Origin of the sequence: Aeromonas sp. FDAARGOS 1409 (genome assembly GCF_019048705.1) — a bacterium.
GTDB lineage: Bacteria > Pseudomonadota > Gammaproteobacteria > Enterobacterales > Aeromonadaceae > Aeromonas > Aeromonas sanarellii.
Genome location: NZ_CP077395.1, coordinates 2905996 through 2929302, shown reverse-complemented (window position 1 = coordinate 2929302; position 23307 = coordinate 2905996). Strand labels below are relative to the sequence as shown.

The window sequence follows — 23307 nt, the reverse complement described above, 5'->3', positions numbered from 1 at the left end:
GCGCCTCATGGAACAGGCTGACCAGACGGTACTGCGCATTGGCACGGGCATCGGGCTCGCAACGGGGATCTGTTACGGCCTGGCCCTGCCCATGCCCCACCTCGGCGTCATCATGGCCTGGGTGGTGCTGTGCCGACCCGGCGAGCCCCTGGCGCTGAAGAAGGGGCTGGTCGGCGGGCTCCTGTTGCTGGGGATCATGGTCTCCGGCGTGCTGCTGGTGCCACTGCTGACCCACTATGCCCTGGCCGGCGTGCTGCTGATCGCCCTGTCGCTCCATCTGTTGATGCAGCTGGGGATGGCCGGCAAGGGGGGGGCCGCCATGCTGCTCATCATGGCCATCACGGTGATCCCGGTGGCCGGGCTCATCGAGCAGTCCCTTGCCATCGCCATCGCCCAGATGATGGCCGTGGGGATCCTGGTGGGCACCCTGGTCAACCGGCTGGCGCACGCCCTCTTCCCTCCCCCGCCAGCGACGGGCACGGTCGCCAGACCGGCCCCACCGCCCCCCGAGCATCCCGAGCGGCTGGCGCTGCGGGCCGTGGCCATCGTATTGCCGGTGTGGCTGCTGGCCCTCGGCAATCCGGCGTTCTACATCCCCGCCGTCATGAAGACGGTGGCCCTGGCCCAGCAGAGCACCTCCCTCAATGCCAGGCAGGCGGGCCAGGAGCTGGTGCTCTCGACCCTGGCGGGCGCCCTGCTGGCGTTCGCGCTCTGGATGGGGCTCAGCCTCTGGCCCTCCCTGCTGATGCTGGTGCTGATGCTGACCCTGATGACCCTCTGGCTGGCGCGGCGGCTGGTGCCACTGGTAGCCAGCCGCTTCCCGCCCTCGTTCTGGAGCAACGCCTGGATCACGGCCCTCATCCTGCTCGGGCCCGCCATCGAGGACAGCGCCACCGGCAAGGATGTGTGGCTGGCGGCCGCCATGCGCTGCGGCCTCTATCTGGTGGTAGCCGGCTATGGCTGGCTCTGTATCTTGCTGCTCGAACAGTGGTGGCCGGTCGGCCGCCCACTGGCAGAAGCCAAGCTAGGAGAGTGATATGTTTACGATTTTTCTGGTCGGCATCCCGGTGATCCTGGTCAACATGCTGTTGCAATCCCTGGTCTCCGTCTGGTGCATCCGCTTCTATGTCAAGCGGTTCCATCGCCGCGAGGGGGCCCTGGCCGGCATGCTGGCCCTGTTTGGCATCATCACCCTGGTGATGCTCGGCAACCTGGCCCAGATTGGCGTCTGGGGAGCGCTCTTCCTGTGGCTCGGGGAGTTCGACACCCTGCAGGAGGCCGTCTACCACTCCGGGGTCAACTTCGCCACCCTGGGCTATGGCGACATCGTCATGAGCGCGCAGTGGAAGTTGCTGGGCCCGCTGGAGGCGGTCAACGGCGCCCTGATGATAGGCCTCTCCGGCGCCTGCATGCTGGCGGTACTTCAGCACCATATCCGCAAGCAGCTCGACGACGCCCCCTCACCGGAACGGTGAGCGACCTTGATGCGAGAGAGAAGGGCCACTCCATGGAGTGGCCCTTCTCTCTCAGGAGTCGGCTCACCGGCCCCTTAGCGCCAGTCCATCCCTACTCGGCGCACGCCATCTGCCAGGTCTTGAAGCCGCCGGAGAGGTTCTTCACCCGAAAGCCGTGCTGGCTCAGCAGGCGGCAGGCCACGTGGCCGCGCAGCCCCACCTGACAGCTGATGAGCAGCTCTTTATCCTTGGGCAGTTCATGGAGGCGACTGCGCAGCTCATCCAGAGGGATGTGCAGCGCCCCCGGAATGCGGCCCAGCTTGTCGAGCTCGGGGCCGCTGCGCACATCCAGCACCTGTTGATGAGGGTGGCGGGCCTGCACCTCGGCGGCGTGACAGAGCAGGGTATCCCCCTTCAGATGGTTGCTCGCCACGAAGCCCGCCATGTTGATCGCGTCCTTGGCCGAGCCGAAGGGGGGCGCATAGGTGAGCTCCAGATCCTGCAGATCGAACACGGTGAGACCGGCGCGCTGGGCCACCGCCAGCACGTCGATGCGCTTGTCGACCCCGTCCTTGCCGATGGCCTGGGCACCATAGATCTTGCCGTCCGGCGCAAACAGCAGCTTGAGGCTGATCGGGTGGGCGCCGGGGTAGTAGCCGGCGTGGCTGCCCGGGTGCACATAGGCCTTCTCGAACGGCAAGCCCAGCTGCACCAGCCGCTTCTCGTTCAGCCCAGTGCTCGCCACCGCCAGATCGAACAGCTTGCAGATGGCGGTGCCTTGCGTCTTCTTGTAGGTCTCGCTTCGACCCAGCATGTTGTCGGCGGCGATGCGTCCCTGGCGGTTGGCGGGCCCCGCCAGCGGGATCAGCACCGGCTCGCCGGTGACGAAGTCGGTCTCCTCCACCGCGTCCCCCACCGCATAGATGAAGGGATCCGAGGTGCGCATCCCGGCATCCACCTTGATGCCGCCACGGGGTCCCAGCTCCAGCCCGGCCTTGGACGCCAGCAGGGTCTCCGGCTTGACGCCGATGGCGAGGATCAGCAGGCCGGTGTCGAGCCGGCTGCCATCGCTCAGGGTCAGCCGCAGGCCGCCCCCTTGGGCGCTCGCCACCGCCGAAGTCTTCTCTGCCGGCACCGCCAGGCTCTCGATGGCACTGAGGCCGGTGCGCAGGCGAAGATCGATCCCCTCCTCCCGGATGCGGGCGTGCAGCAGGTTGGCCATCTCCCTGTCCACGGGCGCCATCACCTGATCGGAGAGCTCCAGCAGGGTGACTTCGAGCTTGCGCAGGTGCAGCGCCTCCATCATCTCCAGCCCGATGAAGCCGCCCCCTACCACGGTGACATGGCGCGGCTTGTCGTGCGCCAGCGCCGCCAGGATGCGGTCCATGTCGGGAATGCTCCGCAGGGTATGCACTCCCGGGCTGTCGATGCCGGGGAAAGGCGGCCGTATGGGGGCGGCGCCCGGGCTCAGCAGCAGTCTGTCATAGGGCTCGCGCCGCTCCTCACCGGTCTGCAGGTTGCGCACCAGCAGGGTCTTGCCGGCCTTGTCTATCTCGATGACGTCGTGAAAGACCCGCACATCCACGTTGAAGCGGCGCTTGAAGCTTTGCGGCGTCTGCAGCAGCAAGGCATCCCGGTCGGGAATGTCCCCCCCGATGTGATAGGGCAGCCCACAGTTGGCGAAGCTGACGAACTCGCCCCGCTCGAACACCACTATCTCGGCCTCTTCGTTCAAACGACGGGCGCGGGCCGCCGCCGACGCCCCCCCGGCTACACCACCCACAATCAGGATCCGTTTCATCTGCAAGACTCCGCTCAACATGAGATGACCAGTAGATTAGGTATTTCTAATTTAGATATCAATGAAATTTTGTTTGCTACGGTTTTGCAGTATTCTTGGCCTCCGACAATTGCTCAACAGGATAGTGTCAGTTCATGTCGTCTACCGCGCTCAGCCATCTCCCGACCGCCAGCCAGGCCCCGCTGTTCTTTCGCCTGGATACCCGTAGTCAACGGCTGGTCGCCCTGACCGATGTGATGCAGACCCCGCTCCACTGGCTCGACGAACCCCGCAGCGCCTGGCCGGCCCAGTTGCCGGAAGCCCTGCGCCAGCCCATCGAGCAGCGCCTCGCCAGCGGCAAGGGGGGCAAGCTCCTGCTGCGCTTTGACTCCCTGCTGTGGCATGTCTCCCTCTCTCGCGAGCAGGACGCCTTCTGGCTCATCTGCCTGCAGACCCAGCCTCAGGAGAGTGCGGCCAACCTGTCGCTGCAACTGCCGCGCCTGAGCCAGATGGCCAGCCAGCGGCAGTACGCCCCCATGCTGGAGAGCCTCAAGGAGTGCCTGGGCGCCGATCGCCTGATCCTCTGGCACTACCAGGCCAATGGCCCCCTCGGCAGCGAACAGCTGACCCCGGTCTTCACCCTGGGGGTGGAATCTGTTGGCGCCATTCGCGGCGACAGCCGCTATATCCGCGCCCTGCGCACCCGGGGCGCCCTGAGCTTCTCGGAGGCGGCGCACCAGCCCATGCTGAGCCAGCACTATTACCTGGCCGATGCCAGCGTCAGCTCCCGCCTGGACGGCGCCCTGCTGGAGCAGGAGAAGCTCGTCGGCGTGCTCAGCCTCGAGTATGCCGAAACCACCCTGATCGGCGACGAGACGCTGCAACTGGTGCGTCACTGCGCCCAGTTGCTGGGCCACTGGCAACCGGAGCCCGTGGCGACGGAGTCTCCGCTCATCCCCTCTCCCGACGGACTGGCCAACAAGACCGGCAGCGATTACTGCCGCGCCCTGGTGCGATGGGCCATGGACGCCAGCGGCGCCACCATCGGCTGGATCGGCGAGTTTCAGCCTCGCGGCCAGGATCTCTGGCTCATTCCGCGCTGCGTGCTGGAAGGGGATACCTTCTCCGCCGTCAAGCCCATGCGCATGGAGGTGGGCCCGGGCCGGGAGATCTACCAGCACGGCCAGAGCCTCTACGTGGAAGACCTGCCCCTGCGCTACCCCCAGGCCAGCCAGCTGCTGGCCCTCAATGCCAGGAGCTACATCGGCATCCCCTTCCAGGGCGCAAACGGCCTCCCCCTGGGTCAGCTCACCCTGCTGCTCGCCGGGCCGCTTGCCGACCCCATGCCCCTGCTCGACGCCCTCTACGAGCAGCGTGAGCGGGCCGCCGTCGAGCTGCAGCGCATCGCCAATGACGATGCCCTGCGCCTGGCCGAGGTGGCCTTCAACACCCACGACGGCCTGCTGGTGATGGATCACGGCGGCATCATCCTCAAGGTCAACGCCTCCTTCAGCCGCATCACCGGCTTTGCTGGCGAGGAGATGATAGGCCAGCACATCGACACCCTGAGGCCCACCTACTACGGCGACAGCCTGAAAGAGGAGGTGGTCGCCGCCGTCAACAGGCAGGGGTACTGGAGCGGGGAGGAGCAGTGCCTGCACAAGGCGGGGCATCTCTTCCCGGTGCGGCTCATGGTGAGCGGCGTCAGGGATGATCTGGGGGAGCTCAGCCACTTCGTCAGCAGCTTCCACGACATCACCCAGGAGAAGGAGACGGCCCGCCACATCGAGCGCCTCGCCTATTACGACGACCTGTGCGATCTCTACAACAGGCGCAGCCTGAACGACATCATGCAACGCACCCTGCAGACCCCGAGCGGTCAGTGGGGGGCCCTGCTGCTGCTGGATCTGGACAACTTCAAGTCGATCAACGACTCCCTCGGCCACGCCTGCGGCGACCTGCTGCTCCAGGCCGTGGTGGTGCGCCTCAAGTCCCTGCCCCAGGAGAACCTGGTGCTGGCCCGCACCTCGGGGGACGAGTTCGCCCTGCTGTTTACCGCCCTGGGCCAGGGCTATGTCACCGCCAAGATCCTGGCGGAGCACTTCGCCCGGGAGCTGATGGCGATCTTCCGCCACCCCTTCGACATCGGCGATCACAAGCTGCACTGCAGCGCCTCGGTGGGGATCAGCCTGTTCAGCGATGACGACAAGGATCACCTGATCCTGATGCAGCAGGCCGATACCGCCGTCCACATGGCCAAGCGCGCCGGTCAGGGCAACCACATCTTCTTCAGCGAGGCCATGGCGGAGAGGGAGAAGAGCAAGCTCTCCCTCAATAACCAGTTGCGCGATGCCCTGCGCAACAACGAGCTGGTGTTGCACTACCAGCCCCAGTACAGGGTCGACAACGGCAGCCTCTCCGGCGTGGAGGCGCTGCTGCGCTGGCAGAAGGCCGATGGCACCATGGTGCCCCCCGGCGAGTTCATCCCCATCGCCGAAGAGACCACCCTCATCCAGGAGATAGGTTACTGGGTGATGAAGACCGCCTGCGCCCAGTACAGCTTCTGGCTCAACAACGGCCTGGTCATCCCCCACCTGTCGGTCAACGTCAGCGCCCGCCAGTTCCACACCGCCGGCTTCGTACAGCAGGTGGAGTACATACTGCGGGACACCGGCGTGCCCCCGTCGCGCCTGCTGCTGGAGGTCACCGAATCCGTGGTGCTGGAAAACCGGCTGGAAAGCATCGCCAGGATCCGCCAGCTCAAGGCCCTGGGCCTGCTCATCTCCATCGACGATTTCGGCACCGGCTACTCCTCACTGGCCTATCTGCGCGATCTGCCCGCCGATGAGGTCAAACTGGATAGAAGCTTCATCCAGACGCTGGTGCACAGCGAGCAGGACAAGGCCATCGTCAAGGCCATCCTGGACTTGGCCAAGGTCTTTCGCTTCACCGTGACCGCCGAAGGGGTGGAGGAAGAGGAGCAGCTCGCCGTGCTCAAGGCCCTGGGATGCCAGCATTATCAGGGCTTCCTCACCAGCAGGCCGCTCCCCGTCAAGGCGCTGGAGCATCTGCTTGGCGGTGCCCGGCCAGGCTAAACATGTAGGATTTATAGGGCTTTCTGTCATAAAATAACGACCGCTAGTACCCTGTCCGAACCATTGGAGTCGTCTATGTCAGTCATTAACCGGAACCCTGTCGTTGAAACCAAGGGGCCTGCCGACCACGGCGCACAGCGGATCCCCGCCGTTGAAGCCGGCGACGCCAGCAGTACCGAAGTGATTGGCAGGATCCACTCCGTCGAGACCTGCGGCACCGTCGACGGCCCCGGCATTCGCTTCATCGTGTTCATGCAGGGCTGCCTGATGCGCTGCAAGTACTGCCACAACCGGGATACCTGGGACACCCAGGGCGGCCGCGAGGTCACCGTGCCCGAGCTGATGAAGGATCTCACCAGCTATCGCCACTTCATGAATGCCTCGGGCGGCGGCGTCACCGCCTCCGGTGGCGAAGCCATGCTGCAGCAGGAGTTCATCGCCGAGCTGTTCGCCGCCTGCAAGGCGCAGGGGATCCACACCTGCCTGGATACCAACGGTTTCGTGCGTCACTACGACGAGCTGCTCGATCGGGTGCTCGACAACACCGATCTGGTGCTGCTCGACATCAAGCAGATCAACGACGAGAAGCACATCCCGCTTACCCACGTCAGCAACAAGTACACCCTGGAGTTCGCGCGCTATCTGGCGTCCCGCGGCCAGACCATGTGGATCCGCTACGTGGTGGTGCCCACCTGGTCCGACGATGACGAGAGTGCCGAAGGGCTCGGCCAGTTCATCGCCGAACTGGGGGAGTGCGTCGAGAAGGTGGAGCTGCTGCCCTACCACGAACTCGGCAAGCACAAGTGGGACGTGCTGGGAGACACTTACGATCTGGTCGGGATCAAGCCCCCCAGCAAGGAGACCATGGACAGGATCCAGGGCATCCTCGGCAAGTATCACCCCAACGTGAAGTATTGAGACAGGAGGCCGCCCGGCAGAGGGCGGCCTCTTTTCATTGCGCCGCCAGCGCCCATCAGGGCGTTATCACCCGACAGTGACATCCGAGGGAACAGGTCATGAGTGAAGGACAAGTCGCCGCCCTCCTGCTCTGGCTGGTGCTGCTCGCCTTCAGCCTGAACGCCTCCCTGCTGCGCACCCTCCACGCCAACCCGCTCTACCAGCACCTCTGCCTGGGGAGCGCCATCGTCCTGGTGCCGCTCTGGACCTTGCGGGCCGGGCTGCACGAGGGGCTGGAGATCCACTTTCTCGGCCTCACCAGCCTGACCCTGCTGCTGGGCTGGCGCCTCGCCCTGCTCGCACCCTGCCTCACCCTGCTGATCCTCGCGGCCTTCGATGTCACCGAACTCGCGGACATCGGCTGGCAGGCCCTGATCGGCGTCACCCTGCCGGTGGCCACCAGCTGGCTGCTGTTTCTGGCGAGCTGGGCCTGGCTGCCCCGCCACCTCTTCGTCTACCTGTTCGTGGCCGCCTTTCTCGGCGGCGCGCTCAGCATCTCGGTCAAGGTGATCGCCAGCGCCCTGCTGATGGGGATGAGCGGCACCTACCCCTGGCACACCATCGGCGCCGACTACCTCTCCATCTGGCCCCTGCTGCTCTTCCCCGAGGCCCTGCTCAACGGCATGACCATGACACTGCTCGCCGTCTATCGCCCCCACTGGGTCAACACCTTCTTCGATCGGGAGTATCTGGGGCGCTGATAAATTGCTTCACATAAGCGGCATAGGGAGTAATAACCACCGCCATACCGTACCAAGCCTGTCAACCTAGAATCTATATTCTATATGAAGAGTATGACTATCAAGCGAGGGGTTAGAATCATACATTTTGCCGTTGGACATGTGCTCATATTGGTAGCCTACCATCCAGTTCTTATGAAAGGCATAACCCAGTCCCAACCCTGTCGATAGCTGGACAGGCCCCCCATAGTCCTTGAAGCCATTTCCCCTGTGCCCAAACTCATATTTGCTTAGCCACAGCACTTCAAACGGCATCCATACGACCCAATTGCCCAATAGACATTCGGCGCGAGCCCCAACCCCCAGTCTTGCCCCTTCTTCATGACCCACATCCAACAGGCCGCCACGCCCCCCCAAACCAAGCTGGCAATCCGTTTCATCCCATTGCCAGAACATATGATGATATTTCACATCGACAGTAAATATGTCGAGTTTCTCGCTTTCGGCTGGTGTTCCCAGCTGCAAAGCCATGATGTTGTCATCGGCATGAACACTCGAATAGTTCGCCCACAAACCAATCCATCCAACAACTAAGAGAGCCTTCACGTCCATGTTCCCCTCCTATCCTGTTTTTATGCTTAAGCGCCCAAGCACACTTCAGGCATAGTCAGTCAGAAGGGGGGTTGTCCAATGGATATTAAAACTAAAAAATCACACCGTTTAAGTAGACTGGTCTACATATGTAGTACCTGAAAGAAAAATACAGATTAATTCACTGTTTCAGTTTCATTTATCCATCAAGCGCAACCAAGATAATCTGATAAAGAACGCATTGTAGTGGTCAGCGAGGGCCTAGTGCAGCAGGTTACGTTTTAGGTGGTCATGAAGTTGCTCTTGAGCCCGCACCAGTTGCATGGGCTGAGCTGTGCAAAAGAGCGAAGCAGTGCGAAGAAGGTGCCGTTGTCCATGGTGCCCCCCACCCTCAATACCTGAAATAAGCATAATAGGGCCGACCAAAACGTCTCGGGGACAGCCCCCTGAATAAGGTGGCTCAACCATTACCATCTTCATCGATGGAAGATGATGACAAGAGTGGTAGTCAGGATAACTTCCAGAACGAAACAGTACAGTTAATGTACAGGCAGATGGCTATCATGCCCCCCAATCCCTGAGGAGAAGCTGAACCAAAACTTAATAAAAATCAAATACATTGTATTAGACAACTAGGACTCTCTGCCATGGCAATACAATGTGTTATGGTCATGGGGTCTCAAAGAGATACATGTTTGTGTTGACCCATACGAAACCTCAATGGTAGTATGCGCGACGCATATTTGGCCACCATGTCACATCATAGGTGCGAAATAATATATATCGATAGCGCGGGTAATCATTAATTACCTGCCGCATCGTTACGTCTGTATTTTTCTGCTTTTCGTCCGGAGCTATGACATTTCCGTGCGGTAGCTTTACCATTTTTCAGCTCAACGGCGCCATCCTCACCAAGATAATGACAAAGCACTCTTACAACATAACGGCGCCCCAGTTTATCCCTCAGGCTTCAGATTTCTACTTCGTGGAAAATATTGACATATGAGTTATACGACCCATTTCCTAGCGTTAACGCTGGCACTGCAAATAGCTGGCTGCGCATATGAGCCAAAGCAAGTCCAAGCGTCTCGACCCCTTGTTAATTCATCGGCTTCCAACGAGCATCAGCCTATGGCAGCAGAGATGCAGCAGGCCCTCAACACCTTGCCTCAAGGGGCGACGCTCAACACAAACAGCACTACATTCACCCTTGGTCAACGCTATGTATCTGCTCTAGGACGTGAGTGTGCTGAGCTATTTCTCAACAACATTCAAGGTCACTCACAGAGAAGTGCCGTATGCAAGAGTGAAGAAGGTCTATGGTACTTAGTGCCCCAATTGGAACAGGCATCTATCGGCAACCTGTTGGCTGACTAATAAACTTGAAGGTAAACGTTTTGAAGACAATGAACATTCGTCAACTGAGTACCCTCCTGTTTCTCATCAGCACTTCTTGCCCTACCATGTCTGCCGCAGCACCTGACCAGGCACAACTCAGCGGACAGTCATTTGGCTATAGCCTCTCGGGGAGCACAGGCCCCCAACTCGGTGGCCAATCGGCCTTTAGCGCCCAGGCCAACACTAACTCGACGACAGGCAGCTTCACCCAGCAAAACCGACAAGGAATGTTATTGCCGGGCGAATCTGATGTGCGCAAACTGCTGCCACAGGCCGAGGCTGGACTCCCTCCCCCCTACGGCGCCAATCTCTTTGCGGGCGGATATGAAACAGAGCGCAGTGACGGCCTGAACGACAATTACCTGATAGCGCCGGGTGACAAACTGAATATCTGGATCTGGGGTGCCGTCAACTTCTCCAACGTCGTGACTGTCGATAATCAGGGCAATATCTTTATTCCCGATGTAGGGCCTATCAACGTCAAGAACGTGCCCGCCAACCAAGTGAATAACCTGGTCACCAGCAAGATTGGGGATGTGTTTACCAACAACGTCAATATCTATGTCAACTTATTGACCACCACTCCCGTCAGCGTCTTCGTCACCGGTCCGGTGATCCGCCCAGGCCAATATGCCGGGCAATCTTCCGACAGCGTGCTCTACTTCCTCAAGCGTGCGGGTGGCATCGACTCTGAACGGGGCAGCTATCGTCAGATCAAGGTGTTACGCCAAAATCAAGTCATCCAGCAGATCGATCTGTATGAATTCATGCAGCAAGGCAGAATGCCCAAGTTTTCGCTGAAGGATCAGGATGTGATCCTGGTGGAACCCCAGGGACCGATGATCAATGTGGCTGGCAAGGTGCGCAATCCGTTCCGCTTCGAGTTGAAAGAGCGCAACACCTTGGGCTCCGAGCTGGTCAATTATGCCCTCCCCCTCGCCAAGGTGAGTCACGTCGGGATCATAGGTGATCGTCCAAACGGCCCTTTCTCCATTTATCTTCCTTACAAAGATTTTGCACAGGTGCAGCTTAAAGATGGGGACAAAGTCCTGTTCAACGATGACATGCATGCGCAGGTGTACGATGTGCAGGTCACTGGCAGTTATATGGGCCCCTCTTATTTCACCGTCCGCAAAGAGACCAAGCTGCACGACCTGCTCAACCACATTCCCATCGACCCCAAACTGGCGGACTACCAATCCATCTACCTGATGCGAAAGAGCGTGGCAGCCAGACAAAAAGAGATGCTGGATGAGTCGCTCAACCGACTGGAACGCAGCGTGTTCACCGCTCCCGCCAGTTCGGACGGGGAGGCTGCCATCCGCGCCAAAGAGGCCGAACTGGTCATGCAGTTTGTGGACAAGGCCCGCAAGATCCAGCCACTCGGTAAGGTCGTGGTATCGGATAAAGGCATCATCGCCAATATCCAGCTGGAGCAGGGCGACCAAATCGTCATCCCGAACAAGACAGACCTTATCCAGGTGGGTGGAGAGGTGCTGATGCCGCAAGCCGTGGTCTATAACGCCAATGCGGACCTCGACGACTATGTCGCGTGGGCAGGTGGATTTACCGAGCGTGCCAACGACAAGCGCATCGCCGTGGTCCATGCCAACGGATTGGTGGAGTTCAAGGGCCAGGGTAGTGTCCAGCCTGGAGACCAGATCCTGGTCTTGCCCAAGGTTGATAGCAAAACCATGCAATCCGTCAAAGACATCACCCAGATCATCTATCAGATCGCCGTGGCGGCGGACGTCGTACTGGGTAACTAACCTCCCGGATAAACAACAGACTCGTCCGATGGCGAGTCTGTCATAGGGTAAATGACCCAATGCATAAACCCATTCTCAATCAAACACCTCGCACACCCTTGCAGGTGCTGCGCGATGTGACCTTTGGTCTGCTTATCCGCGAGCTGAAGACCCGCTTCGGCAGCTATCGACTCGGTTATGCCTGGGCCTTGCTCGATCCCTTGCTGATCATCGGTGCATTTAGCCTGATCTTCGGGCTGCGCGGTCACAGTGGATTTGGTGGGGCGCCGGCCCCCTTGTTTATCACCGCCGGCTATCTGCCTTTTATTTTTTTCAAGAATGTCGTGAGCAAACTGCAATCGGCAGTCAGTGCCAACATGGGGTTGTTCTGCTACCGCCAAGTCACCCCCTTTGCCACCTTTGTTGCCCGTTTTATGCTCGAGATGATGGTAGGCATGATAGTGGGCATCATCCTGATCCTGGGGCTGCTCTGGTTCGGGTTCGATGCCATACCGGCCGATCCCTTGCAGATTATTCTCGGTTATTTCCTGCTGATGATCTTCTCGTTTTCCCTCGGTATCGTCTTTTGCGTGCTCTGTAATCTGTTTCAAGAGGCGAATAAATTCCTCGATCTGTTGATGATGCCACTGATGTTTATCTCCTGCGTGATGTATCCGCTGGCGGCCATACCCGCTCAGTACCAACACTGGTTTTTGTGGAACCCGCTGGTGCATGCCCTCGAGCTCATACGCAGTGGCTGGATTGCAGGCTACGCCAGCCCCAACGTTAGTTGGGCATATTTGTCCGGCATGACCTTGCTGCTGCTGACCTTTGCCATGAGCTGCTATCGCCTGAGCCATCGCCGGCTGATCGCCAGCTAAAGTGAAATTACATGATCATTCTTGACAATGTATCCAAGTACTACCCCACCAAATTTGGTCGCAACTATGTGTTGCGGGATGTGAGCATCGAGCTGCCGCGAGATCGCAATATCGGCATTCTGGGGGTTAACGGGGCAGGAAAATCCACCCTCTTGCGTCTGCTGGGAGGGATGGATACGCCCAATCAGGGCAAAGTCACCCGCTTGTGTCGTGTCTCCTGGCCCCTGGCACTCAGCGGTGGCTTTCAAGGCAGCATGACGGGACGGGAGAACACCCGTTTCGTCTGCCGTATCCACGGCGTGCGCGACACCCAGTCAGTGGAGGAGTGGGTCAAGGAGTTCTCCGAAATAGGCCAGCACTTCGAACTGCCGATCAAAACCTACTCCAGCGGCATGAAGTCCAAGTTTTCCTTTGCCGTCAGCATGGCCTTCGATTTTGATATTTATCTGACCGATGAAATCACCTCGGTGGGGGATGCTCGCTTCAAGCAAAAATGCATCGATACCTTCAATCAAAAGCGCGAGACGGCGAGCCTGATCATGGTGTCCCACGATATGAAAAACCTGCGTCAACAGTGTGACATGGGCATCTTGCTGCGCAACAGCACATTGGAAATCTTCGACAATATCGATGACGCCATCCGCATCTACCAGAATCTATAACAAGCAACAACTAACATGACTCAACCAATCAGACCGGAAAGACCCTCACGCCTGATGCGCAAACTGCGCAAGCTCGGCAATGAGCCTAAGCAGTTCTTTATCGACTCCAGCGGCTTCCAAATTGCCCACCGCTCCTGGCAGCAGAGCCTCAAGCTCGGCAGTTTTCTCTGGGTGCTGGCCTGTTTTACCATCGCGGCACTCTATCTCGGGGTGATCGCCTCTGACCGTTATGTGAGCCGGGCGGAGATCATCATCAAGCAGGCGGACCAGATCAAGATGCTGCCCGATGCCCTGTCGATGCTGGGTATAGGTGGCAGCAATCATCAGGATGTGCTGCTGATCCAGGATTACCTGAACTCATGGGATCTGCTGGCCAAACTGGACAAAGAACTTGATCTCAAGGCCCATTACCAGAGCGGCCAAGCCGACTATTTCTCCCGTCTCCCCCAGGATGTCAGCCGGGAAGATTTTATCGAATATTACCGCGATCACCTGACGCTGCGCCTGGACGAACTATCGGGTGTGCTCACCATCGAGTTGCAGGCGTTTGATCCCGAATATGGCCAGCAGGTGGTGGGTATGATGCTCAAGGAGTCCGAGCGTTTTATCAACAAGCTGGGGCACCAGGTGGCACTGGATCAGTTGGCCTTCGTCGAGAAAGAGGTCAATCGCGCCTATCAACGGCTACAGGATGAAAAGGCCAAGGTACTGGCGTTTCAAAACAGCCACCAGCTTATCAGCCCCGAATCCACCAGCAGCGCACGTCTCGGAGTAGTCAGCCAGATCGAGGCCGAGCTGGTAAACCAGCAGGCACAGCTCAAACAACTGCGCAGCTATATGAAAGAGAGCGCCCCTGCAGTCATCTCTGTGCAGAGCCGGGTCGATGCCCTAACCAGACAACTTGAGCAGGAGCGGGCCAAGCTGACCGGCCAGGACAAGAACGCCATGAATGAAGTCACCGCCGGCTATCTGGATGTACAGACCCAGGCAACTCTGGCGGCAGACCTCTACAAGACGGGTCTTATCAGCCTGGAGCAGGCCAGGGTCGAGGCATATCGCAAGCTCAAACACCTGCTGGTCATCAGTCACCCGAGCCTGGCCCAAGATGCGGAATACCCTCGCCGTCTCTACAACCTGGCCACCGTCGGTGTACTGTTGTTCCTCTTCTATGGGTTGATCGTAATGGGCCTCGCCACCCTGCGTGAGCACCAAGACTGATAGAGCGACTGAATCGCCACCGGTTTTCGAGCATCGCCTTCATCTCTGATGGCCGGAAACTAGCAAAAATATTACCGAGGCGCCTGATCAAGGCGCCATATTGGCGAAAGAATTCATGCCCCTGTCATATCTGCGTGTGAATGTCGTGAGCCCAACGTTATTTAAGCTGTGAGTCAACTCTTTTGTATAAAAATAAACGTCCGCGCATTGCGCTAGTGGCGGACCAATTCACGACATTCAGCCTGACACCCGATGCAGACCTGATTCATATCACGCCATTGGATTGGCAATGGAAATTAAGGTTCTATAAGCCCGATTTTTTATTTGTTGAATCTGCCTGGCGAGGCTACAAAGACAGCTGGAAAGGGAAAATAGCCAGTTATGCTCACAGTTCCCCCAATAAACCGGAGCTGAGCAGGTTGGTAGAGTTTTGTCGCAAGCGAAAGATCATCACCATATTCTGGAACAAGGAAGATCCCTTCCATTTCGAACGTTTTGCTGATGCCGCAGCTCTGTTTGATGTGGTCTACACCACGGATGCCGACTCACTGGATCGTTACCGGGCTTTGCCTCATCAGAGCTTTCAACATATCGGCGTGCTGATGTTTGCCGCCCAACCGCACTGGTATCAACCAGCCGATGCAGGAGAGCGAGGGCCGGGTATCGCCTTTTTGGGTGGCTATTATGGCAATGAGCTGGCCGAGCGCAGTCGGGCTCAGGAAGAATTACTGTATGCGCTGCGAGACCAGGGGCTGATTATTTTCGATCGCTTCTGGCAGAAAAATAATGGTTGCAGTTATCCGAATACATTGCAGCCCTACTGCAAACAGGCTATTTCACCAGCCTTGGTAGCCAAGGCTTATCGGCAATACCAGCTTTATTTGAATATCAATACCATCAGCCAGTCACCGACGATGTTGTCACGTCGGGTATTCGAGTTGGCGGCGGCGGGTTGCTCTGTGATCAGCACCCCTTCGCTGGCCATGGATAATATTTTTGGCAAGAGCATTATCGCGGTGCCGGATGGAGAAGCGGCGCGAGAGTGGAGTGTACGATTGCAGAACGATGTTCGACAGAGAAGCGAACTCGGCAAGCAAGCCAGGGATATAGTGCTGGCACAGCACACCTGGCAGCACCGGCTGACACAGCTCAATCATGAGCTCAGCCTTTATTAAGTAGTTTGGAACAAAACGAAACTTAATTATTTCACACGGGAGTGAATATTATGCCAACGAAAATGCTGCGGGTATTGATGGTGTTCGGGACCAGACCCGAAGCCATCAAGATGGCCCCGATAGTCAAGGCCTTCCAGGCCAATCGCAAGATTGACGTGCGGGTCTGTGTCACCGGACAACACAGAGAGATGCTGGATCAGGTACTCAATCTGTTTGAAATCAAGCCTGACTATGACCTCAACATCATGAAGCCAGGCCAGGATCTGACCGATGTCACTACGGCCATCTTGCAGGGATTGAAACCGGTATTTGCCGAGTTCAAGCCGGATCGCATCCTGGTTCACGGCGACACCGCCACCTCCTTCGCCGCCACCCAGTCTGCCTACTATCACAGGGTTGCCGTTGGCCACGTCGAGGCTGGTCTTCGCACCGGCAATATCTACTCCCCCTGGCCCGAAGAGGGAATGCGCCGTCTCACCGGCGGCATCGCCGACCAGCACTACACCCCGACCGTCAGCTCCCTGAAGAACCTCATCATGGAGAACATCGCCCCCGAGACCATCTTTATCACCGGCAACTCGGTGATCGATGCCCTGCTGGATGTCTCGGCGAAGATCGATGGCGACGCCGCCCTCAACGGCGACTTGGCCGCCCGCTTCCCCTTCCTCGACGCCAGCAAGAAGATGGTACTGGTCACCGGTCACCGCCGTGAGAACCACGGCGAAGGCTTCGAGCGCATCTGCAAGGCGCTGGCTGAACTGGCCAAGCGCGATGATGTGCAGATCGTCTATCCGGTGCACCTCAACCCCAACGTGCAGGAGCCGGTCAAGCGCAACCTGACCGGGTTTGACAACGTGCACCTGATTGAACCTCAGGACTACCTGCCATTCGTCTACCTGATGAAGCGCAGCTACCTCATCCTGACCGACTCGGGCGGTATTCAGGAAGAGGCGCCAACCCTGGGCAAGCCGGTGCTGTGCATGCGCGACACCACAGAGCGACCGGCGGCCGTCAAGGCCGGTACGGTGCGTCTGGTGGGCACCTGCGATGCGACCATAGTGGCAGAGACCACTCGCCTGCTCGATGACGAACTGGCCTATCAAGTCATGAGTCATGCCAATAACCCTTACGGGGATGGCAAGACCAGCCAACGTATTGTGGATGCCGTACTTGGCCTGGGTGGCGCCCTGGGTCAGCAGATCGACAGCAGCCTGCAAGTTGCCTGATAAACAATATTAAAAACCACACGAGGGGTGGGTAGCCCCTCCAATATGTTGAGAGCACATACATCATGAAATTTGAGACTATCTCCGTCATCGGTCTGGGTTATATCGGTCTGCCGACCGCCGCCGTCATCGCCAGCAACGGCATTCGCGTCATCGGGGTCGATGTCAACCAGCATGCGGTAGATACCATCAACCAGGGCAAGATCCATATCGTTGAGCCAGGTCTGGAAGAGTTGGTCAAGCAAGCGGTCGCCGATGGTCACCTGAGCGCACACTCCGCCCCGCAGAAGGCCGATGCATTCCTGATCGCCGTGCCCACCCCGTTTAAAGGCGACCAACACGAGCCGGATCTTAAATACATCGAGAGCGCCTCGCGTGCCCTGGCCCCAATCCTCGAGAAGGGAAACCTGGTGGTGCTGGAATCCACCTCGCCGGTTGGCGCCACCGAACAGATGGCCAAGTGGCTGGCGGAAGAACGCAGCGATCTGACCTTCCCGCACACCGTCGCGAAAGGCCAGACCCCTGACATCTTTGTGGCGCACTGCCCCGAGCGCGTGCTGCCTGGTCAGGTGATCCGTGAGCTGGTCGAGAACGATCGCATCATCGGTGGCATGGATGCAGCCAGTACCCAGGCGGCCACCCAGGTGTACAAGATGTTTGTGAAGAAGGGTGAGTGCATCGCTACCGAAGCGCGCACCGCCGAGATGAGCAAGCTGACCGAGAACGCCTTCCGCGACGTCAACATCGCCTTTGCCAACGAACTGTCGCTGATCTGTGATAAGCAGGGCATCGATGTGTGGGAGCTGATCTCGCTGGCCAACCGCCACCCGCGTGTCAACATTCTGCAGCCGGGCTGCGGCGTAGGCGGTCACTGCATCGCGGTCGACCCCTGGTTTATCGTCAACCAGAACCCGGATACCGCCAAGATCATCCACCAGGCGCGCCTGATCAACGACTACAAGCCCCACTATGTGGTCGAAAAGGTCGAGCAAGCCATCGCCGGTCTGGCCAACCCGAAGATCGCCTGCCTCGGCCTGGCCTTCAAGCCGGACATCGACGATCTGCGTGAGAGCCCGGCGTTGGATATCACCAAGACCCTGGCGAGCAACCCGGCCTACCAGATCCTGGCCGTTGAACCCAATATCGAGACCCTGCCGCCGGTGCTGGAAAATCGTAATAATGTCACGTTGGTATCGATTTCTGATGCGTTAAACAATGCAGATTTAGTCCTTATTCTTGTCAAGCACAAACAATTCATTGGCATCAATGCATCCGATATAAAAAATGCAAAGCAACTGAATTTTGTTAACGCATAAAAACAACTTTATAAGGAAAAGTGGGCATTAATGTCCACTATTTTACTATGAAAGCACGGCAAAAAAAGAAATTTATAAAAAAGAACATTGTAGCACCTGTAAATAACCAGCAACTTTCTAGCGAAAGTGATTTATTAGTTCAACAGCCTAAGGTATCAGACGAAAAAAACTTAATACTATTCAAAGAAGAACTAGCGCAGCTACATAATGAGATAATGAGTCAGAAAGAGCATTTTCTCCTAATTTCTAAAATATTGCAAAAAAAGCAACATGATTATTTGAAACCTCTTATTGCCGAAAATCAACAACTTGCTATTTCGGCTGAAAGGGATGGAATAAACAAAACTATCTTTAATGCTCTAAAAGAGCATGTGTATACATTAGAAATAAAAAATCATGAATTACAGGTAGAGATTGAGAAAGAAAAGGAACGTACTTTCAAAGCAAAAAACTCTCTTTCCTTCTTGCTAGGAAATACATTGATAATGTATCGCAAGAATAACGAGAGTTTGCTTTCATTGTTCATAAAATTAACTAAAATCAATAAAATAGCAAAAGAACGGCGCAATACTAACAAAGTCATAACTCAATCCTCTCGGCCCTTTAAAGCGCAGAAAAATTTCACTCAGGAATACTACCAATCAAAGCTGAAATTATTTACAAATCTCGGTGAGAATGAATACATACCCCTTGATAAGACACCTACTTGGTTTAGCTTCACACCAATAGGAACCACCGAATTAATTTTTCGTTTTTACCCACACTCACCTGAAAAAATAAATTATAAAGATCTTCTTGCTAGAATCATTTACCTAAATGATGACGGCAATGAAATTAATGGCTCTATTCCTGGAACATATATTTCGTCTACCGTCGGTAGATATATTTACCTTGATATATTCAAGAATGAAGATTTTGTTGAGCTAAAATTCACTCCTCCATCTTCAGCTGTATCGATTCTAGTTGGACTCCAAATATGGAATTCCAAAGACAGTATTAGGATTACAAACAGCTTTAATCATCGCGGTGTCGAAAAAGAAATCGACTTACTTCATGATGATACAGATTTCATGTCTTTGCTGGATGGTGTAAGCATTATCATTCCAAGTTACAAAGGCAATAACACAATTCCGGATATGCTTCATTCAATTCTCCAGCAAACATTTCCGAAGTCACTGATACAACTTGTGATTATTGTTAATGGCGATGACACAAGTTCGATTCCTTTATATGAAGATTTCAAAATAAAAAATAATGATATAGATGTAGTTATATATCATGATGTAATGCCTAGCGCATCTAATGCGAGAAATGTTGCTATTGGCTATGCAAATCGCAAATACACATTGTTCTTAGATAATGATGACATGATCACAGAGAACTATATCCAGTCTCTGTATAATAAAAGATCACCAAATAGTATTACTATCAGTGGAATTCATGACATCAATGAACGTGGCGATATAATCAAAGATAACAGTGCCAATAACCAGTATTTACTAGCGTCAATAAAAACATCGATTTCATATAATGACGTGACGGCAATCACGACTATGATTGCATGCAAACTTCTTCCGACTCATAACCTTAAGAAAATTAGTTTTGTACCACATCTACGCAGTGGTGAAGACGTTGTATTCTTCTGTGACTACATATCTAAATTCAAACCAAAAATCACTGCAGTACCAGAATCAGATAATGCATTCTATATTAGAAGGATTACGCAAAACTCTGTTTCAAGACAGAAATCGACTTTTGATTTTTGTATCCGCCAACGACTACAGGTAATAAAGGAGCTGAAGTCATTACAGGACAAATCTGACGATAAAGAGCAGTTTGGATTTATTCAATCTAAAATAAATGCACAGTCTACTTTCATAAGGGATTTTATAAATGAGTCGCCAGAGTATAAGGAAGAGTTAATCCTTGAGCTCAAATCTTTATCGCTCGAAGACTTCTCATATGAAGTAATCAATAGAGGGAAGGCTAAGTCTCTCATCATCTCTTATTGTTTTCCACCCTATGTCGATACAAGTGCTTGCGTTATGGCCAAGCGACTTAGAGCTGATGGGAAAATTGTCGATGTTGTGCATAACAATATGAGCAAGGTGAGAAATACTTCTAACGATCTCAACCTCCTTGTTAACGATTTGATAGAGCAGCGTAAGGTAGTTAACACCCCATCCACTTTTGCTAACTGGTCAGGCATTTACGGTTTTGCGATTGAAACACTGAAGTGGGCAACAAGAAAACAATCTAGCTATGAAGATGTTTACAGTCGAGCTATGTGGCCCGCATCCCATTTTGCTGCATTCCTTGTAAAAAAAGAAGATCCTGCGATTAAATGGATAGCCGAGTTTTCCGACCCAATTTTGTGGGATATAAAATCGCAAGAAAGATATTCCAAGCTCGACCTCAACTTCATCAAGGAGAATGTGCTTGGTAAGTCAATAATAATTGACACCCTTCTATTTAAATATAAAGATAATGATAATCTCTACTTGTGGTGTGAACTTCTCCCCTACCTTTTTGCTGACGAAATAATTTTTACTTGCGCTAATCAACGTGATTACATGCTTTCAATGATAAAAGACTTGGAAATCAAGAACCTTGCACTCAATAAATCAAGAATCTCTCAACATCCTACACTAGAAAATTTTTACTATAACCTAGGGAATTCAACGTACCCACTAAATAAAAAGATAAAAAATATTGGCTACTTTGGCGCATTTTATTCAAAGCGAAATCTTGATGATATTGTCCATGCTTTAAAAAAATACAAAGAACATGGTCATGATAATATTCTTCTACATGTTTTCACAGAACAAAAAGATGATGCATCTCATTTCGTAAATGCTAATGGCCTTTCTGACATGATTAAGATCAATGGCTATCTTGACTATCTTGACTTCCTTAAAGTAATCAAGGAGTTTGATTGCTTGATAGTCAATGATGCTGAAGTCTCTAAAGAAAAAGGGATAAATCCCTATCTGCCATCAAAAATCAGCGATTACATTGGCTCTGGTGCAAAGGTTTGGGCCTTATGTGAAGAAAATAGTGAATTAAGTAAACTTAAAGAAGTTAGCATGAAGTCTATAATTGGTGATTCACACGCTGCATATAAATTACTTATTGAGATGGGAAGCGATGTTAAATAAAAAATTTGCAATTGGGATCAGGTGCCATAAGATTTCAAGTGAAGAATTGAGAGTATATAATTGCTTACAGAATGACTTCGGCATAAATGAAGATGACATCTTTTTTATAGTTGACGACTCCACCTCAGACAAGTGCTATGAAAATTACGAAAACATTGTGTCATTAAGTGACTACACCAATAAAAAAAACCTAATCTTACCTAATAGATTCGGCTGGTTATGTGGTGATTTATTTTACTATGCATTCAAGGAGCACGTGGATAGAGCGATGTATTGGCTATTGGAGCCAGATATCGATTTCGGGAACAATTGTAAAAACTTTTTTTTAGACCTAAATAATAATGATATGGACTTTTTAGCACCAAGATTTGGCCCTGCCAATCCAAGCGGGTATTGGACTAAGACAGGTTTATCTATATCAGATGATGTATACTCATGTTCGTTCCCCATTACTAGGATGAGCAAAGCAGCAATTTTAATTTGTGAAGATTATCGAATTAAGTCTTTTAGTTCCAAATCACAAACACAATGTCCAAACGATGAAACATTTGTCTCCACCATTGCTATTAAAAGCAAATTAAAATGCTTTGATTTATCTGCAATCTCAGGATTGAACTTTTCTTGCTTCAGTACCACCATCCCGTTGATCAACACAGCCATTAAAAAAGCCAATCATATCTACCATCCATTTCTACCATGGGAGGACTATCTGGCAAAGTTTCAGTCAAGATTCGAGCCAGCCCTTAGAAATGGTACGCATTCCAACTTTATTGAAAAAAGCCTCTCTGGATTATCGAAAGAACAACTTCTTAAAATAAGTGAGATAATATGTCTAAGTTTAAAAAAAGATTTAAAAATCGACGAATAATATCTATTTTAAACGTTAATTTAAAATAACTTAGTACCTTAGTAAAAACACGAGTTACATTAATATATATCAAAAATTATTACCTTTCCATGCGGGTGATTATTTATTGAGCGCGGCATGTCAAGCCGACAATTAGCCAACATATATTTAGATCACTAAGCATTTAATTGATAGCTATTACCTACTGTTAACTTAACACCTATTTCAGGGCGTGGTATGAAAATAAAAAAAGCGGTATTTCCTGTCGCGGGTATGGGTACCCGCTTCCTGCCCGCGACCAAGGCATGTCCGAAAGAAATGCTACCCGTCGTGGATAAACCACTGATCCAGTATGCAGTTGAGGAGGCTATTGCCGCCGGTATAACCGACCTGATCTTTGTTACATCCTGGACCAAGCGTGCCATCGAGGATCACTTCGATAGCAACTTCGAGCTTGAGTACAAGCTCGAGCAAGCCGGTAAAAAGGCGTTGCTCGATACCGTCAAGAACATCATTCCCGCCGGCGTCAACTGCTTCTATGTTCGTCAAACTGAAGCCCTGGGGCTGGGCCACGCCGTACTGTGTGCCAAGCAGATCGTCGGTAACGAGCCGTTTGCCGTGTTGCTGGCTGACGACATGATCCACTGTGACAAGACTCCCTGCCTCGACACCATGATTGGCCTTGCTGGCGAGAGCCATTGCTCGGCCGTGGCTGTAGAAGCCGTACCGATGGAAAAAGTCAGCCAGTATGGTGTCATTGCGCCGCAAGCGGTGAGCGAACGCCTGTATAAACTCAATGGCGTCGTGGAGAAACCGCCCCGTGAGGAGGCGCCATCCAACCTCTCCATCGTCGGACGTTATGTACTGCAGCCACGCATTTTTGAGCTGCTTGAGCAGACCCAGCGCGGGGCCGGTGGTGAGATCCAGTTGACCGATGCCATAGCCGATTTGCTCAAGGAGCAAGAGGTCATGGCTTACGAGTTTGACGGTATCCGCTACGACTGCGGCAGCAAACTGGGCCATATGAAAGCCAACATTGAATATGGCCTGCGCCATCCCGAGTTGTCGGACACGCTGCGAGCCTATCTCGAAGAACTGCTGGCACACTGAACGTAGGGCAC

18 protein-coding genes are annotated in these 23307 nt (G+C 54.2%); 16 read left to right on the top strand and 2 right to left on the bottom strand.

Annotated elements, in window-relative coordinates:
- Nucleotides 1-7: 7 nt before the first annotated feature.
- A complete protein-coding gene (locus I6L39_RS13970) occupies nucleotides 8-1036 on the top strand; it encodes a DUF2955 domain-containing protein (protein WP_216989976.1) in 1029 nt (342 codons plus the stop codon).
- Nucleotide 1037: 1 nt separating this feature from the next.
- Nucleotides 1038-1475 (top strand): ion channel, encoded by a 438-nt coding sequence (locus I6L39_RS13965; RefSeq protein WP_216989975.1) that lies wholly within the window; start codon nucleotides 1038-1040, stop codon nucleotides 1473-1475.
- A gap of 91 nt (nucleotides 1476-1566) precedes the next feature.
- Here the strand turns inward: I6L39_RS13965 and I6L39_RS13960 are convergent, their stop codons facing one another.
- Complete coding sequence (locus tag I6L39_RS13960; protein WP_216989974.1) at nucleotides 1567-3255, bottom strand: FAD-dependent oxidoreductase; 1689 nt, start codon at nucleotides 3253-3255, stop codon at nucleotides 1567-1569.
- Between the two features lie 134 nt (nucleotides 3256-3389).
- Between I6L39_RS13960 and I6L39_RS13955 the strand changes: the two genes are divergently transcribed.
- The 3 genes from I6L39_RS13955 (at nucleotide 3390) to I6L39_RS13945 (ending at nucleotide 7987) form a co-directional block, all read left to right on the top strand.
- Nucleotides 3390-6329, top strand: a complete 2940-nt coding sequence (locus I6L39_RS13955) for a bifunctional diguanylate cyclase/phosphodiesterase (RefSeq protein ID WP_216989973.1) — start codon at nucleotides 3390-3392, stop codon at nucleotides 6327-6329.
- A 75-nt stretch (nucleotides 6330-6404) separates the two neighbouring features.
- A complete protein-coding gene (gene pflA, locus I6L39_RS13950; protein WP_084203104.1) occupies nucleotides 6405-7247 on the top strand; it encodes a pyruvate formate lyase 1-activating protein in 843 nt (280 codons plus the stop codon).
- A gap of 98 nt (nucleotides 7248-7345) precedes the next feature.
- The gene (locus I6L39_RS13945; protein ID WP_216989972.1) at nucleotides 7346-7987 is read left to right on the top strand and encodes an energy-coupling factor ABC transporter permease; all 642 of its coding nucleotides are present in this window, start codon (nucleotides 7346-7348) and stop codon (nucleotides 7985-7987) included.
- Between the two features lie 66 nt (nucleotides 7988-8053).
- Here the strand turns inward: I6L39_RS13945 and I6L39_RS13940 are convergent, their stop codons facing one another.
- Complete coding sequence (locus I6L39_RS13940; protein ID WP_216989971.1) at nucleotides 8054-8578, bottom strand: acyloxyacyl hydrolase; 525 nt, start codon at nucleotides 8576-8578, stop codon at nucleotides 8054-8056.
- 1110 nt (nucleotides 8579-9688) lie between these two features.
- Here I6L39_RS13940 and I6L39_RS13935 point away from each other — a divergent pair.
- The 11 genes from I6L39_RS13935 (at nucleotide 9689) to galU (ending at nucleotide 23296) form a co-directional block, all read left to right on the top strand.
- Complete coding sequence (locus I6L39_RS13935) at nucleotides 9689-9934, top strand: hypothetical protein (RefSeq protein ID WP_254203650.1); 246 nt, start codon at nucleotides 9689-9691, stop codon at nucleotides 9932-9934.
- Nucleotides 9935-9963: 29 nt separating this feature from the next.
- Nucleotides 9964-11724: a polysaccharide biosynthesis/export family protein gene (locus I6L39_RS13930; protein WP_216991801.1), complete on the top strand. Its 1761-nt coding sequence runs from the start codon at nucleotides 9964-9966 to the stop codon at nucleotides 11722-11724.
- Nucleotides 11725-11783: 59 nt separating this feature from the next.
- Nucleotides 11784-12584, top strand: a complete 801-nt coding sequence (locus tag I6L39_RS13925; protein ID WP_216989969.1) for an ABC transporter permease — start codon at nucleotides 11784-11786, stop codon at nucleotides 12582-12584.
- 11 nt (nucleotides 12585-12595) lie between these two features.
- Nucleotides 12596-13246, top strand: coding sequence for an ABC transporter ATP-binding protein (locus tag I6L39_RS13920; protein ID WP_216989968.1), 651 nt, complete (start codon nucleotides 12596-12598; stop codon nucleotides 13244-13246).
- Between the two features lie 15 nt (nucleotides 13247-13261).
- Nucleotides 13262-14464, top strand: coding sequence for a sugar transporter (locus I6L39_RS13915; protein WP_216989967.1), 1203 nt, complete (start codon nucleotides 13262-13264; stop codon nucleotides 14462-14464).
- Between the two features lie 182 nt (nucleotides 14465-14646).
- The gene (locus tag I6L39_RS13910; RefSeq protein ID WP_254203647.1) at nucleotides 14647-15639 is read left to right on the top strand and encodes a glycosyltransferase; all 993 of its coding nucleotides are present in this window, start codon (nucleotides 14647-14649) and stop codon (nucleotides 15637-15639) included.
- Nucleotides 15640-15689: 50 nt separating this feature from the next.
- On the top strand, nucleotides 15690-16865 hold the full coding sequence (wecB, locus tag I6L39_RS13905) for a non-hydrolyzing UDP-N-acetylglucosamine 2-epimerase (protein ID WP_367948254.1): 1176 nt from the start codon (nucleotides 15690-15692) through the stop codon (nucleotides 16863-16865).
- A gap of 65 nt (nucleotides 16866-16930) precedes the next feature.
- Entirely contained in the window at nucleotides 16931-18181 is a 1251-nt protein-coding gene (gene wecC, locus I6L39_RS13900) for a UDP-N-acetyl-D-mannosamine dehydrogenase (RefSeq protein ID WP_216989966.1), read from the top strand.
- Between the two features lie 47 nt (nucleotides 18182-18228).
- Nucleotides 18229-21339: a glycosyltransferase gene (locus tag I6L39_RS13895; RefSeq protein ID WP_216989965.1), complete on the top strand. Its 3111-nt coding sequence runs from the start codon at nucleotides 18229-18231 to the stop codon at nucleotides 21337-21339.
- A gap of 256 nt (nucleotides 21340-21595) precedes the next feature.
- On the top strand, nucleotides 21596-22207 hold the full coding sequence (locus tag I6L39_RS13890) for a hypothetical protein (RefSeq protein ID WP_216989964.1): 612 nt from the start codon (nucleotides 21596-21598) through the stop codon (nucleotides 22205-22207).
- Nucleotides 22208-22423: 216 nt separating this feature from the next.
- Entirely contained in the window at nucleotides 22424-23296 is an 873-nt protein-coding gene (gene galU / locus I6L39_RS13885) for a UTP--glucose-1-phosphate uridylyltransferase GalU (RefSeq protein WP_216989963.1), read from the top strand.
- Nucleotides 23297-23307: the final 11 nt, after the last annotated feature.